The organism is Niabella terrae (genome assembly GCF_054783135.1).
Map to the genome: position 1 here is coordinate 84,888 of NZ_BAAGRD010000004.1, position 15,521 is coordinate 100,408.

The 15,521-nt window shown below is 48.7% G+C and carries 10 protein-coding genes; 1 reads left to right on the forward strand and 9 read right to left on the reverse strand.

Features of this window, described 5'->3' with window-relative positions; genetic code table 11:
- Positions 1-150: 150 nt before the first annotated feature.
- The 4 genes from ACYVI9_RS05745 to ACYVI9_RS05760 form a co-directional block, all read right to left on the reverse strand.
- Complete coding sequence (locus tag ACYVI9_RS05745) at positions 151-2,388, reverse strand: S9 family peptidase (RefSeq protein WP_460761864.1); 2,238 nt, start codon at positions 2,386-2,388, stop codon at positions 151-153.
- An 11-nt stretch (positions 2,389-2,399) separates the two neighbouring features.
- Positions 2,400-3,821: an APC family permease gene (locus ACYVI9_RS05750; protein ID WP_460761866.1), complete on the reverse strand. Its 1,422-nt coding sequence runs from the start codon at positions 3,819-3,821 to the stop codon at positions 2,400-2,402.
- A 3-nt stretch (positions 3,822-3,824) separates the two neighbouring features.
- Complete coding sequence (locus ACYVI9_RS05755; protein WP_460761869.1) at positions 3,825-5,603, reverse strand: DUF885 family protein; 1,779 nt, start codon at positions 5,601-5,603, stop codon at positions 3,825-3,827.
- 123 nt (positions 5,604-5,726) lie between these two features.
- Entirely contained in the window at positions 5,727-6,773 is a 1,047-nt protein-coding gene (locus ACYVI9_RS05760; RefSeq protein ID WP_460761871.1) for a dihydrodipicolinate synthase family protein, read from the reverse strand.
- A gap of 146 nt (positions 6,774-6,919) precedes the next feature.
- On the opposite strand from ACYVI9_RS05760, the gene ACYVI9_RS05765 reads away from it, so the two are divergent.
- Positions 6,920-9,334 carry a glycoside hydrolase family 127 protein gene (locus tag ACYVI9_RS05765; protein ID WP_460761874.1) on the forward strand — a complete coding sequence of 805 codons (2,415 nt, stop codon included), beginning with the start codon at positions 6,920-6,922 and terminating at the stop codon, positions 9,332-9,334.
- Positions 9,335-9,469: 135 nt separating this feature from the next.
- Here the strand turns inward: ACYVI9_RS05765 and ACYVI9_RS05770 are convergent, their stop codons facing one another.
- The 5 genes from ACYVI9_RS05770 to proC form a co-directional block, all read right to left on the reverse strand.
- Complete coding sequence (locus ACYVI9_RS05770; RefSeq protein WP_460761876.1) at positions 9,470-10,339, reverse strand: TIM barrel protein; 870 nt, start codon at positions 10,337-10,339, stop codon at positions 9,470-9,472.
- Positions 10,340-10,370: 31 nt separating this feature from the next.
- Entirely contained in the window at positions 10,371-11,258 is an 888-nt protein-coding gene (locus tag ACYVI9_RS05775) for a hydroxypyruvate isomerase family protein (RefSeq protein WP_460761878.1), read from the reverse strand.
- The gene (locus ACYVI9_RS05780; RefSeq protein WP_460761881.1) at positions 11,251-12,498 is read right to left on the reverse strand and encodes a nucleoside permease; all 1,248 of its coding nucleotides are present in this window, start codon (positions 12,496-12,498) and stop codon (positions 11,251-11,253) included. Before ACYVI9_RS05780 ends, ACYVI9_RS05775 begins: the two co-directional genes overlap by 8 nt.
- A 362-nt stretch (positions 12,499-12,860) precedes the next feature.
- Positions 12,861-14,504 (reverse strand): CTP synthase, encoded by a 1,644-nt coding sequence (locus ACYVI9_RS05785; RefSeq protein WP_460761883.1) that lies wholly within the window; start codon positions 14,502-14,504, stop codon positions 12,861-12,863.
- 218 nt (positions 14,505-14,722) lie between these two features.
- Positions 14,723-15,517, reverse strand: coding sequence for a pyrroline-5-carboxylate reductase (proC, locus tag ACYVI9_RS05790; RefSeq protein ID WP_460761886.1), 795 nt, complete (start codon positions 15,515-15,517; stop codon positions 14,723-14,725).
- Between the last annotated feature and the right edge of the window lie 4 nt (positions 15,518-15,521).

Genomic DNA, 15,521 nt, shown 5'->3' on the forward strand with positions numbered 1-15,521 from the left:
GATGGTTTTTTCTCACTGTCGGAGATAAACTGTACCCTGTGGGTCAGCCCCTGCCTTTTTACCTGGGAGTATTTTGTGATGTTTGGAGCAGAAGCTGATCCATCTTGTTTAGTATTCAATGTCACTCTCTGAAAATTACAGAAGTCAGGCTCAATAGCTATTCCAGGCAGGAGGTTCGGTACCCAGTAGATGCTTCACGAAGAAATCTCGTCTTTTGCGTTCTCCGTAGTCACCACCTGAACTGTGACCGAGTCCCGGAACAACTACCAGTTCATGTGCTTTTTTATTTTTTATAAGCGCATTGACCAACTGATAAGTAGATGAGGGATCCACATTGTCATCTATTTCCCCCAGGATCAACAACAGTTTTCCCTGTAGGCGATAGGCATTTTCTACATTGGAACACGCTGCGTATTCGGGGCCGATGGGCCAGCCCATCCATTGTTCATTCCACCATATTTTATCCATACGGTTGTCGTGGCAGCCACAGGAGGCAACGCCCACTTTATAAAACTCCGGATGAAAGAGCAGTGCGCCGGCTGCAGACTGACCTCCTGCGGAAGTTCCATAGATGCCTACCCGGCTGGTGTCCATTTGCGGATACCGGGATGCGGCCTGCCTGATCCATCGTATTCGGTCCGGTAAACCTGCGTCTTTCAGGTTTTTATAAGCGATATCCTGGAATGCCTTGGACCGGTAGGAGGTGCCCATCCCATCGATCTGCACAACGATAAATCCCAGTGCGGCCAGTTCATACATACCCGCCGGATTGACACTGAAGGATTTGGGTACAAAGGCGCCCTGTGGCCCGGCATAGATATTTTCGATAATCGGATATTTTTTTGTGGCGTCGAAATTATCCGGCCGGATGATAATACCCCAGATATCAGTCTGCCCATCCCGACCCTTGGCATGAAAGACTTCGGGCGCTTTCCAGCCGGTAACCAGCAGGTCTGTAATATCGGCTTTCTCCAGTTCCATCAGGCGTTTTCCGGAGATATCCCGCAGCACCATCTCCGGTGCCTGATCCACCCGGGAGAAGATATCGACAAAAAGTGTGGATGTAGCATTGAAAATGGCGCGGTGATTTGCAGGCTCAGGTGTCAGCATTTCGGGATTGTCTCCCTCAAAACCGATCCGGTAATAATGTAGCAGGTAGGGGTCCTGTCCGCTTTCCCTGCCCCCGGCAGCAAATATGATTTTTCGAGACTGCTCATCGACATCTATTACATCCCGTACCGGCCAAGCGCCTTTGGTAATTTGATTTTTCAGCCGGCCGGTCCTGCCATCGAATAAATAGAGGTGGTTCCAGCCATCCCTTTCCGAAGCCCAGATGATTTCCTGGCCGCCCTCGATGTCATGCCGGAACTTTTTCCCGCTGTAATCGATAAAAGTATTACTGGTTTCGTTGATAAGGGTACGGGTCTCACCTGTTCCGGCATCCAGCTCCATAACCGCGTATTGCTGATGGCCTCTTTTATTATACTCGAAACGCAGGGTCCGGCTGTCGGAAACCCAGTCCAGCCAGGAAATGGAGAATTGGTTGCGGATCAGGTTAGAATCCGCCTGCAAAAGTCGGGCCTGGTCCAGATTATAGATAACGGGCAGATACTGCGGCAAGGAGTCGCCAGGTTTGGGGTAATCCCGGGTTAGCACCCTGGGTTGCAATTGATCGGCGGGGCTGGATTCGATCAAGGTGAGCTTACGTACGCCGACCGGTTCGATGCGGGAACTAGCCAGCTTTCTGGAGTCCGGAGACCAATGGATTCTGGAGGAATAATAATGATCGGCTGTTCCGTCAAAACTGATTTGCCGGGCATGGCTGCTGTCGCCGAAAGGCTGCAGGTAGAGATTATGATCTCTAACGAAGGCTTCGTATTTCCTGTCCGGCGAAGGGATGGACCGCCCGTTCCGCTGATCCCGTACCCGGCCCCAGTATTCATAATCTGCATGGCGATCTGCTACAGAATCCTTTATTTTGGTGAGTTGTCCTTTTGTTCGGTCCCAGCGCCAAAGGGCATTCTCCACCCAGAGTTCCAATTCCCGGGTAGATCTGAGCTTCAGCTGCCTTCCACTCAAATTTTTAAGTGCTACCGGTCGTTTCAGGACGCTGGTCAATGCCGAAGAGATATCGTCAAGTGTCAGCAGAATTTCTTTTTTGCGGGTTCGGGTATCCACCAGCACATAAACGGATCGATCCCCGGCCAGTGGCTTTTCGTACCAGAAGCAATCGCCACGCTGATTCCAATATATGGTCCGGGGTATATTGTAAACGCTATTATGTAGCCTTGTCTTGAGTTGTGCGGCATGTTGATAATCGGACAATTGGCCCTGTGAAAAACCTTTTACACTATAGAGCAGTACCAATAGCAGTAAGATCCGTTTCATATGTTGACATTTTATGGTTTTACCGACAGGACTCTTTTTCTCCTGACAAGATAGTACACGGGTATGCCCAGCAGGGCTATACCGATCCCCGGCCAGGTATAGCCTGGTTTAAAAATGACGAGCAATATAATGAAGCCGGTACCCATAATTATATATAGAACCGGCAGCAGCGGATAACCGAAAGCCCTGTAGGGACGCTCCAGATCCGGTCTTTTCTTACGCAGCAGCATGACACCTGTGATGGCCAGGACATAGAAAATGACCACCACACAGGTAATCATATCCAGGAGATCGCCGTATTTACCCGACAGGGACCAGACACAGGCAATGCCACATTGCAGCCAAAGTGCATTTCCGGGAACCGCTGCTTTATTAAGCCTCCTGATATTACGGAAAAATAGGCCGTCTTCGGCCATTGAATAGTACACACGGGCGCCGGCCATAATCAGCCCATTGTTGCAGCCAAAAGTACTGATCATGATCATAATGGCAATTATGATAATGCCGAAGGGGCCAAAAATCTCAGAGGCTGCCCGCATCACCACCCGGTCTTTGGGAGCTGCCGCCATTTCCGGCAGGCTGAGTACCGAAGTATACATCAGGTTGGTGATCAGATAGAGTGCGGTGACCAGCAATGTTCCCAGCGCCAGGCTCATTCCGATATTTCGCCTGGGGTTTTTGATTTCTCCGGCAACTGCTGAAGAACTATGCCAGGAATCACTGCTGAACAAGGCGCCTACCATGGCCGCCGAGAAAGCGCCCAACGCAGTAAAACTATTCGGATAAGTCTGATAATTGCCATCACGCCCCAACTGTCTGAGCAGCCAGGTATCTTCCTGTAACCAGTTGAATTGCCATATTTCATGTTTGAAGGCCATAAATCCAAAAAGGATCAGTGCCAGCAGGCTCAGAATTTTGATCAGGGTTAATGAGGTCTGGACATTTTTACCGCTGGTGATCCCACGGGAATTAATAAAGCTAAGGATGATTATTACCGTAATGGCGACCAGCTGCGCTGCGGATATTTTAAGGTTTCCCAGTATCAGCACAAAGACATCCTCATCCAGCGAAGGCAACAGATAGGCGGTGAATTTGGCAAAAGCCACACCCACAGCCGCGATGGTGGCTGTTTGTATGACGGTGAAAAAAGTCCAGCCAAAGACAAAGCTGACCATCGGTCCGTAAGCTTCTCTCAGGTACACATACTGTCCTCCGGCCTTAGGGAACATGGCACTCAGCTCCCCATAGCTTAAGGCTGCAATGATGGTCATAAAACCCGCTATCGCCCAGACCAGCATCATCCAACCCGCCGAGCCCGTGTTGCGGGAAATATCTGCTGCAACGATAAAAATGCCCGACCCGATCATACTGCCGGCCACCAACATGGTGGCATCCAGCAGACCGAGGGATTGTTTGAATTGAGGGTCTTGCATGAATCAGTGTTTGAAGTCATAAAACCGCCACCGGGTCTCATAATCGGGGCGCAGCGGCTGATTGAGCAGTACTGCTCTGAGCAATTCGATGGGCAGGTAATTTTCTTTAAGTATGCGATCGTGAAATTCGATATAACTCATCTTTCCTGAATCGACCAGTTCATATTTCAGGTGCATAAACTGCAGTCCGCCTACCAGATAAGCCAGTTGATAGAGCGGCCCATACATGCCTTCAAAAGATCTTTTAACTTCCCCATGGGCGTTGGCTCTTTCGTGACCTACTTTATCGACGAGATAATCCACGCATTGCCGGGGTGTCCACTGGCCCAGATGAAATTTGATGCTGAAAGTAATTCTGGCACAGCGATGCATGCGCCAGAACAGCATGCCGATGCGTTGTTCCGGTGTCTGCGCAAAACCTTTGCTGTAGAGCAATAGCTCCCAGTAAAGCGCCCAGCCCTCGGTCCAGAACGGATTGCCAAAGATTTCTGCCCGGTAGGGTTTGTACCGGCTGGTCATAAAGTATTGCAAGTGATGTCCGGGAATCAGCTCATGCTGAACAGTGCCACGGGAAAAATAAGGGTTGTTCCCACGCATACTCATCAGTTTATCCTGTTGCGACATACTGCTGGTGGGGTAGGAGATGCTGATTTCCCTGCCGCCCGTAAAAAATGGATTCACCAGTTGCCTTTCGGGACTCATCATGATCATGCCCCAGGTCTGGTCCGCCAGTTCCGGAACTTTTATCAATTGATTTTTGGCAATAAATGCCTGGGCATCTTCATAGAGCTGGTTTATAAGTTCTGGCTGTTGGCCGAGTGGAACATAAGTGTTTTTTACCTTTTCCAGTGCGGCTTTCCAGTCGGTCCCTAATCCCATCTCTTGGGTGGCCTTCAACATTTCCTTTTCACACCAGCTGAATTCCTGGTCCGCCAGTCGTAATAATTCCTCAGGGCTGTAACTGATCCAGGCTTCCCTTAACTGCTTTTCTAGAGCCTTTCGTCCGATCGGGGATCCCGATATCTGGCTGCCGTCATGGTACACTTGGCGATCGCTTTTTCGCTGCAGGGTCTGGATATAATGATGGAGCGCAGTGTCCAGCGCTTTATAGGGCTGTGGAATCCACCAGCTGAATTCCGGGTCATAGTCATTATAGAATTCATAAACAGATTTTAGACGATCCCGGAGATTGCGCAGCAGTGATGTTATAAAACGGGCATCCGTGTCTTTTAACTCCGGCCCGTTACCGGTCGCAGTGTCCAACCCTTCCACGACAATCGTCTTTTCAGTGAGCAGTGCCGCAGTTGCTGCGGCGTCCAGTTGATGGCCCCGTCTTCTTTTTTGTTCCAAACCTAACAGGGCATCGGCAAAAGGATAATAGGAATGCAGTCGCTGGTATTGTTCCTGTTGCTGATGCAAATCTGCCATTGCGCTTTCCAACTTCCTTTTCAGCAGAATATAATCCACCTGACCATTGGTGCCGAGCTGCTGAAAATTCAGCGCCTGCAGTCGTTGAAGGTACTGTTCCTGAATTTTGAGCAGGGCCTCAGATTGCTCGGGGGGTGTTACAGCCGGCGACCGAACCCACCAGCCCTGAGGCATAGGTCCATAGAAATAGTTGACCGCCTGCAGGTCCTGCTGGTATTGCACAATAACCGGTTCCAATGGCGTAGTATGCTCGTACCCGGGTGGCGCCTGTGCTTTCAGCACATTGAAGGGATTCCACAGTTGTGACAAACCAAACAGAAGCAACAGGAATTTATGAGGTACCGGTAGGGTCATATGGCTTTTTTTAGTTGAAAAAATGATTAGGGGACCGGAAGCTTATGGAGCCAACAACGGCATCATTTATGCCACCGCCGCGGTCGCTGTACCGGGCGTAGCCTGAGCGGACGGCCTTCCTATTCAGGTACTGATAAGGGGCCGGCTGGCAATCGCCGATTGTATAATCCGGGTAATATTTTCTTTTTCAATTCCCACGAGTTCCAATCGGGGTGCTCTGGTATATACCGTACTCAAGCCTTCGTAGCTGGCCGCCAGTTTGATATACTGCACCAGTTTGGGGTGGATGTCCAGTTCCAGCAAGGGCATGAACCAACGGTAAATTTCAATGGCTTTGGTAAAATCTCCTTTTTTTACCAGCTCGTAAAGATAGACGGTCTCGTTCGGGAATGCATCCACCAGCCCCGCCACCAGGCCGTCGGCGCCTAATACCAGGGACTCCAGACAAATTGTATCGACGCCCCCAAACAAAGCCAGCCGGTCGCCGAATTTATTGCGTAGGCGTGTAATATTGGTCAGGTCCCGGGTTGATTCCTTGATGGCCTGTATATTCGGCTCCGTAATCAGGGCCTCAAACATGTCCAGCGTGATATTGATGCCATAATCGACGGGGTTATTATAAATCAGTATAGGCAGGCGGGTGGCCTGGGCCACGGCCTTAAAAAACGTGACCACTTCCCGGTCATCGGCCCGATAACGCATGGGGGGCAGTACCATTAAGCCATCGGCTCCGGCATCCTGTGCTTCTTTTGCAAACCGGATGGCATCACGTGTAGTATTTTCCGTAAGGTTCAGGAGGACCGGAACCCGGTCTGCTGCAACTGTCTTGGCAAAGCGGAGTAAGTCCATTTTTTCTGTCGTCGAAAGGGCACTGGCCTCACCCAGGCTTCCGGCAATAATCAGGCCGTGGACACCCGCGGCAATCTGCGCCTGGAGGTTCTTTTCGAACATGTCATAATCGATTTCCTCATTTTGTTTGAAGGGTGTAAGAATAGCAGGGAAAACGCCTTTCCAGTTAATTGTTACCATAGATTTTTTTTCAAAACTATCTTTAAATGAGCGAAGCACCTTGACAATATTTACCCGATTTGCCAACGATTTTAACTCATTGTCGCGCTGTAATCGCCTGCCGCTCATAAAGAAGATGGTAACTTTGTTTTGAGCTGCCATCGTTATTGAATTTAAAATTGTAGCTTTGACAAATAAAATCCTGCAATGCCATGGCGGGTGATGTCTGGAAGAACAGGTGACTTGACCCCAGGATTTCGATGTAGGAACAGTAACGCATTTGCTTCATCAACTCAAAAAAGAATTCAGTGAAAAATTTTATTGCAGCAGGCATGGTGCCTTTTTTGTTGACCCAGGCAACAACCGGTGTTGCACAACAAAAGGACTATGAGATCCAACCGGTGGCTTTTACCCAGGTTCATCTTACAGATGCATTCTGGAAGCCCAAAGTAGATGTTAACGCGACAGTGACCATCCCCTATATCCTGAGAATGTGCCGGGAACATGGTCGGATGGACAATTTTAAAAAGGCAGCCGGTCGGATGCCCGCCGGCGACAAGCTTACTGATTTTACTTTCGACGATACGGATATTTATAAACTCATAGAAGGGGCTTCCTATAGCCTGCAGGTTCAATACAATCAGCTGTTGGATCTTCAGCTGGACAGCCTGATTGAACTGATTGGTGCTGCGCAGGAAAAAGACGGCTACCTCTATACATTCCGCACCGCCAAAGTAACCCACCCACATGACTGGATCGGAGAGAAACGCTGGGTAAAGGAAGAGCAGCTGAGCCATGAACTGTATAATTCCGGGCATCTGTTTGAGTCGGCCGTGGCGCATTTTCAGGCGACCGGAAAGCGCAGTTTTCTGAATATTGCAATTAAAAATGCGGACCTGCTGGTGCAGACTTTTGGTCCCGGCAAACTGGAGGAATGGCCGGGTCATCAGATTGTAGAAATCGGACTGGTTAAAATGTACCGGGTAACCGGTAACGAATCCTATCTGAAGCTGGCCAAATTTTTTCTGGACATCCGTGGCAGGAACAAAAGTCGGTATGCTTCTACGTACAGTCAGTCAGATAAGCCCGTGGTGGATCAGAAAACAGCCGTGGGTCACGCCGTGCGGGCCACTTATATGTATACCGGAATTGCTGATGTGGCTGCCCTGACCAGTGACCAGGATTACCTGCATACCATTGATGCCATCTGGCAGGATGTGGTCTACCGGAAATTGTATATTACGGGCGGTATCGGTGCTACCGGAAACGGGGAAGCCTTTGGAAAAGCTTATGACCTGCCCAATATGAGTGCTTATGCTGAAACCTGTGCTTCGATTGCCAATGTCTACTGGAATGAAAGAATGTTTTTACTCCATGGCGATAGCCGCTATATTGATGTGCTGGAAAAGACCCTGTATAACGGATTACTTTCGGGTGTTTCCCTGTCCGGAGACCGTTTTTTCTATCCCAATCCGCTGGCTTCTGTGGGGCAGCACCGCCGGAGTGCCTGGTTTTCCTGCGCCTGCTGTATCTCGAATGTGGCCCGGTTTATGCCTTCAATGCCAGGTTATATTTATGCCCAGCGTAAGAATGAAGCCTATATCAATCTCTATGTGGCCAATCAGGCAACGCTTCAACTTGAAAAGGGACCTGTTCAGCTCCGGCAACAGACCCGCTATCCCTGGGAGGGCGCTGTAGAAGTCATCGTGGATCCCCAGAAAAATAAGGATTTCGTGCTCAAACTGCGCATTCCGGGTTGGGCGGCCGGTGAGGCAGTACCTGGTGACCTGTACCGGTTCCTGGACGGGTCGGGATCCTGGAAACCCGAAATTCTGCTGAACGGCACTGCGATTGAATACCACCTGGAAAAAGGCTATGCCGTTATTAGCAGAAACTGGCAGCCGGGCGATAAGTTGCGTTTTGTGCTGCCCATGCCGGTGCAGAAAGTCCTGGCCAATAAACAGGTAGCGGCAGATTCCGGTTTTTTTGCCCTGCAACGGGGGCCCATTGTCTATTGCCTGGAAGGCAAAGATCAACCAGATAGTGCCGTCATGAATCTGGTGGTGGACACCAGTGCTGTATTTACCGATCGTTATCGTTCCGATAAGCTTAACGGCATTATGGAACTCAGCGCAGAAGGTACCATCGTGGCCAGGACGGCCGCAGATGGTGAACTTAAAAAGACCAAGGCTACAGTGACCGCCATACCTTACTACAGCTGGAACAATCGGGGAGCGGGGGAGATGGAAGTCTGGATTCCCTATAGTACCTCCCGGGCCCGGCCTACCCCGGCACCAACCATCGCGAGTAAAAGCAAAGCCAGCGGTTCCGATGTGAGCCAGCTGATGCTCCGTTCCCTGAACGATCAGTACGATCCGCAACAAGCTGCTGATCACAGCATGAGTTATCTGCATTGGTGGCCCAACAAAAATCAGAAGGAGTGGTTGCAATATGATTTCGACCAGTCCTATGAGGTACAGGAAGTGGAGGTTTACTGGTATGATGATAAACCCTGGGGTGGCTGCAGCCTCCCCGCTGCCTGGCATGTGGAATATCTGAAAGACGGTAAATGGCTGGAGGTCCAAGCCCTGCAACCTTATACGACAACCAAAAATACCTACGATAAGCTTTGTTTTAAACCCGTCAGGACGACGGCACTAAAACTGGTGGTTCAGCTACCCGGGGAAGCTTCTTCAGGGGTGCATGAGTGGAAAGTGAAGTAGTCGTCCGGGTTCAGTTGAATGCACCTGGAATCATACCGTTGCTATAGGTGTAATATTTCAGCATTAAGACCGTTCAGGCCATAAAAAAGGTTTTGCCGGTAGACAAAACCTTAAATTCAGTGATACAGCGATTTCCTAGAATACCAGTTGGCGCAGGTAGGTGGCATCTGCTTTGGCACATTCCAAAGGCGTCTTCTCATAGGCTTCCTGCTCTACAATATAGTATTGCATGCCCAGACTCTTGGCCTCACCCAGAATGGCTTTATAATCTATTGAACCCGTTCCAAGAATGCAACTTTGATTCTGTTCGCCTTCTTTGAAGGGTTTATTCTTCTTACGGTCTTTTACATGGCAGAGTTTAAAGCGCCATTTGTATTTTTTCATCCATTCCACCGGATCCTGACCTGCCGTGACTACCCAGTACATATCCATTTCAAAATCGACAATGGCGGGATCACAACTGTCCATGAAGATATCCTGAGGGAAGGCGCCATCCTGTTTTCTGAAGGAGTAGTCATGATTGTGGTAGGCAAACCGGATACCGTTTTTCCGGCAGATCTCGCCTGCCTTGTTGAAGCCTTCAGCGGCTTTTTTGTAATCATCCAATCTTCTCTGCTTACCCAACCAGGGGCAGATCAGGTATTTCATACCGATTTCGCCGGCTTCAGCTGCTTTTCGTTCAAAATCCTTGGTATGGTCGCAATGGCTGCTGACAATGGTCATGCCCAGGTCGTCCATATATTTTTTAAAATCCTTATGGCTCATGCCCCAGAACATGCCCTGTTGTCCTTCGTAACTTTCTATTTGTTTATAGCCAAAGGAAGCCACCTGCTTTAAAATGCCTTTGGGGTCTTTGGGCAGGTCATCCCTAAGGGTATATAATTGTAAACCCGGGTTTTTGATGGTGCCGTTAAAACCCAAACTGTTCTTGCCGCCGGAACAGGAACCCAGCGCCACACCCAGCGCCGCGCCTCCGCTTATTTTCAAAAAATGCTTTCTGTCCATATGTAATAGAATTTAATAATTGACTTGTAATTTAAACATCGCATACTTTAATGGCCTGCTCAAGGTTTTTGAAATTTTCAGCATCAGTTTTTCCGGTGGGAATAAATTCCTGTGCCACATGACCCTTAAAACCCGTTTCCAGAATAGCCCGCATGATGGCCGGATAGTAGAGCTCCTGCTGGTCATTGAGCTCATGTCTGCCCGGAACCCCAGCGGTATGATAATGGGCAATATAGGGATGATGGTCTCTGATATTTTGTATCACATTGCCTTCATCAACCTGCATATGATAAATATCATAGAGCAGTTTAAAATTTTCACTGCCCAGTCTTTTGCAGAGTTCCACTCCCCAGGCCGTATGATCACACATGTAGTCTTTGTGATCCCGTTTGCTGTTCAGCAATTCCATCACCAGCACTACTTTGTTTTTTTCCGCCAGGGGGAGGATTTTCTTTAACCCTTCCACGCAATTGTTCAGCCCGGTCTCATCGTCCATGCCCCTGCGGTTGCCGCTGAAGCAGATCAGGTTTTTGTACCCAGCTTTGGCTACCAGGGGAATGCCTTCTTCGTAATCCTTAATAAGGCCCTGATGAAAGTCACTCCCCGCGAAGCCATCGGTAAGGCTGACTTTCCCCGGGATATAACACATACTGCAGGTAATGCCGTGTTTCTGAATGACCGGCCAGTCCTTGGGTGCCAGCAGGTCGATGGCCTGTAAACCCATTTGTTTGACAGTAGTGCATAACTGTTCCAGGGGCACTTTACCAAATGTCCACTGGCATACACTGTGATTGATATTTCCTTTCAGTTTACTCATGTTATTTTCTTGATTTGCCAGAAGCTCCAGGGGACTCAGGCCGGCAACCAGGGTGCCGGCAGCCAAGGTCTTCAGCATTTTTCTGCGTGACGGATTATTCATTCGTTTCTATTTTTTGCTGGGTCTTGTCATGAAAGGACAGCGCAAATATAATCATTACCACCACTGCGATAATTGCGGGCACGATCCAGACCTGTTTCCAGAAGGCGCCTGCTGAGACGGAAGTCAGTTCCTTATAATGGTTCCCGACATATCCGGCGACCCAGAAACCGATCAACTGTCCCACACCATAAGTAGCCAGTGTGATCAGACCCTGTGCAGAACTTTTGTATTTTTCTCCGGCTTTGGAGTCGGTGTATATCTGACCGGATACAAAGAAAAAGTCATAGCAGATACCATGCAGGGCGATACCCAGGATCAGCATAAAGGAGAGTTCGCCGGCGTTACCATAGGCAAAAAGTAAATACCTGACTGCCCAGGCCAGCATGCCCATGAGTATCGTTTTCTTAAATCCGAAGCGTTTGAACAGAAAGGGGATCAGCAGCAGGAACAAAACTTCCGAAACCTGACCGATCGTCATTTTGCCGGTTGGATTGCTGAGTCCGATTTCTGTAAGATAATTATTGGCATTCTGATAATAGAAGGCCAGGGGAATACAAATTAAGACGGAGGAGATAAAAAAGATCAGGAAGTTTTTATCCTTCAGCAGCTTGAGGGCATCCAGGCCCAGAATCTGACTGATAGACGCGCCTGCTTCCGCTTTTTTGGGCGGTGTCTTGGGCAGGGTGAAACTAAACAGCCCGAGTACCAGTGAGGCAATGGCTGCCATGGCAAAAGTATTTCTCAGTGTATCATTGGCAGCATTGTTCTGTTCATTGTCCCAGTGGAACACAAAGCTGATGATCAGCCCTGCGACAATCCAGCCAATGGTTCCCCAGATACGGATGGAAGGGAATTGTTTTTCCGGGCTTTGCATCTGGTTGAAGGATACTGAATTTACCAATGCCAGCGTGGGCATATACAGGATCATATAAGCCAGTACATAAGGATAGAATACGGCGACATTTTCAGCCTTAAACATCATGTACATCAGCACCGCACCCACGAGGTGCAGCAGGCCCAGGATTTTTTCAGCATTGAAAAACCGGTCGGCAATCAGGCCAATGATAAATGGAGCGATAATCGCCCCCCAGGACTGGGTGGAAAATACATTGGCAATTTCAAAACCCGAAGCATTCAAATTTTTTGGCAGAAATGTCCCCAATGTAACAAACCAAGCTCCCCAAATAAAAAACTCAAGGAACATCATAAATGATAACTGGAACCTTGTACCTGATTTCATGTGTGATTTTTTAGTTTTTAATAATCATCACGCAAGACAAACATCGCTGCAACTGTTTTAAGTAAAATGGCCGCAGCGGCTTCTTCATACGTGCTGTCGTTTAGGATTATATGTATAGCAAAAAAGATTTAGCAATAAATGTACAATTATATTCCTTAAAATGGGAGGGCCGCTGAAAAATTTTAGACTAAGGCAGGAGTGGGCCGGGATATTCCGGATGCAGCAATCCGACAGGAACTGTGATGGGCCCGGAAGTCATTGTATACGATCTGTCAGCCGGGGTTGGGGCAAAATGATTTCCCGGGCCTGTAGCGATGATCCTTTAAGCCCGGAGGATAAATATAAAGTCTGTTAGCCGCTCCTCAGGAATTACTCAGGGCCGCTTTATACTGGCGGGCATTGGACTCATTATAATCCATGGCCGCATGGATGAAGTTAACAAAAATAGGCTGGGGGTTTTCTACCGTACTTTTGAGTTCCGGGTGATATTGTACGCCGATGAAGAAAGGATGTTCTGGCAGCTCAATAATTTCCACCAGTCCGCTGTCGGGATTTTTACCGCTGGCGATCATGCCGGCTTTCTCAAAGTCCTCGAGATATTTGTTGTTGAACTCCCAACGGTGACGGTGTCTTTCACTGATCTGATCGGTACCGTAAATCCGGTGTGCCAGGCTGCCTGCTTTGAGCTCACAGTTGTAGGCGCCCAGTCTCATGGTGCCACCTTTTTCCGTAACTTTTTTCTGATCTTCCATCAGATCGATAACCGGTTCGGTACTGTTTTCGTCCATTTCAGTTGAATTGGCTTCTTTGATGCCCAATACATTTCTGGCAAATTCAATGGCTGCCATCTGCATGCCCAGACAGATGCCAAAGAAAGGCAGTCCGTTTTCCCGGGCATATTTAACAGCCGTAATCTTACCTTCCACGCCCCGCAGTCCAAATCCCGGTGCGACCAGCAGTCCGTCCAGACCTGTTAGTTTTTCTGCAACGTTTTCCGGCGTGATGTATTCACTATGAATATTGGAAATCTGCACCTGACATTCATTAACCGCGCCCGCATGAACAAAAGCTTCCAGAATAGACTTGTAGGCATCCTGGAGCTCCAGGTATTTTCCTATCAGTCCGATCCGAACGACCGTCTTTGGATATTTAAGTTTATCCAGGAAACTGTGCCATTTGGTCAGGTCGGGTTCCTTGTATTCGGTGATATTCATCTTCTTAAGGCAGGTGAGATCCAGTTTTTCACGAAGCATAGCCAGGGGAACTTCGTAGATGGTCGACTGATCGGCGGCTTCGATGACCGCTTCCTGCTTGACGTTACAGAATAAGGCGATTTTCCTTTTCAGTTCCGGTGTCAATGGTCTTTCCGTTCTGCAAACGATAATGTCGGGGCTCACGCCTTCCTGACTCAGCATACGCACGCTGTGCTGGGTGGGTTTGGTTTTTAATTCCTTGGCCGCTTTCAGATAGGGGATCAGCGTCAGGTGAATGATCACGGTATCCTCTTCGGGAAGTTCCCATTGCAGCTGACGTATGGCTTCCACAAAAGGCAGACTCTCGATATCACCGATGGTACCGCCAATTTCAGTGATGACAATATCATAATTCCCGGTATTACCCAGTTCCATCATCCTTCTTTTGATCTCGTTGGTAATATGGGGGACAACCTGCACGGTTTTGCCCAAATAGGCGCCTTCTCTTTCTTTATTAATTACTGTCTGGTAGATGCGACCCGTAGTAACATTATTGGCCTGGGAGGTAAAAATGTTCAGGAATCTTTCATAATGGCCCAGATCGAGATCTGTTTCCGCACCATCGTCCGTCACATAACATTCTCCATGTTCGTAAGGGTTAAGGGTCCCGGGATCAATATTAATATAGGGATCAAATTTTTGAATGGTGACCCTGAGTCCTCTGGCCTGAAGCAGTTTGGCAAGAGAAGCTGCGATAATGCCTTTGCCCAAAGAAGAAGAAACGCCACCGGTAACAAAAATATACTTGGCCATAGCTGGTTGAATTACAAAAAAAAGACATCCGGTACTTATTACAAACAAGTAGTCCGATGACAAAAATGATTTAAATAAAGAAAAATTTATGCTCTCAACTGACCGGCAGAGATCTTCCCGGCTGGGAAAATTATGAAGGTCATGCAAAGATAGGAATCTGCCGCGAGATTCAAAATTTAAGTTTGACGAACTACCGGCAGCAGCGCCGGAAGCGGGACTCAGTCGCGGGCTATTTTCTTATAGCTGGCGATGACGCCACGGATCAGTGAGGAACTGAAACCCCGGTGTTCCATTTCATTTAAACCGACAATTGTACAGCCCTTGGGGGTGGTTACCTTGTCGATTTCATGTTCGGGGTGGTTGTTATTCGTCAATAGCAGGGTGGCAGCACCTTTGACGGTCTGCGCTGCGATCAGGCTCGCCGTCTGGGCATCAAATCCAATTTCAATTCCTCCCTGGATATTGGCACGGATATACCGCATGGCATAGGCTGTGCCACAGGCGCCCAGGACAGTAGCGGCATCCATCAGCTTATCATCAATTACAACGGTTTTACCCACCGTATTGAACATTTTTGTTACAAACTGTACCTGACGATCGGTGGCATTTTCGTAGCTGATACAGGTCATACTTTCCCGGATGGCAATGGCCGTATTGGGCATGGCCCTGAAAACCGGTAATGCCAGACCGGCCATTTCCTGCAGGTCGGTAACGGTTACTCCCGTAATGACCGAAATCAGTACCTGCTTTTTTGTGAGGGCAGGGGCAATGAGTTTCATGACGCCTTCCACCTGGAACGGTTTTACCGCCAGAATGACCACATGACTGTTGCGCACGGCAGCAGCATTATCCGAAGTAATCTTGACGGCCTTGGGCAGGCTGGCTTTCAGGCTGGAAATATTTCTTTTGGTAATCGTAATATCTGCTGCCGCACAGAAATTACTGTTGATCAGTCCCTGTGCAATGGCTGTTCCGAGATTACCGCCGCCGATAATGGCTATTTTTTCGCTCATAATC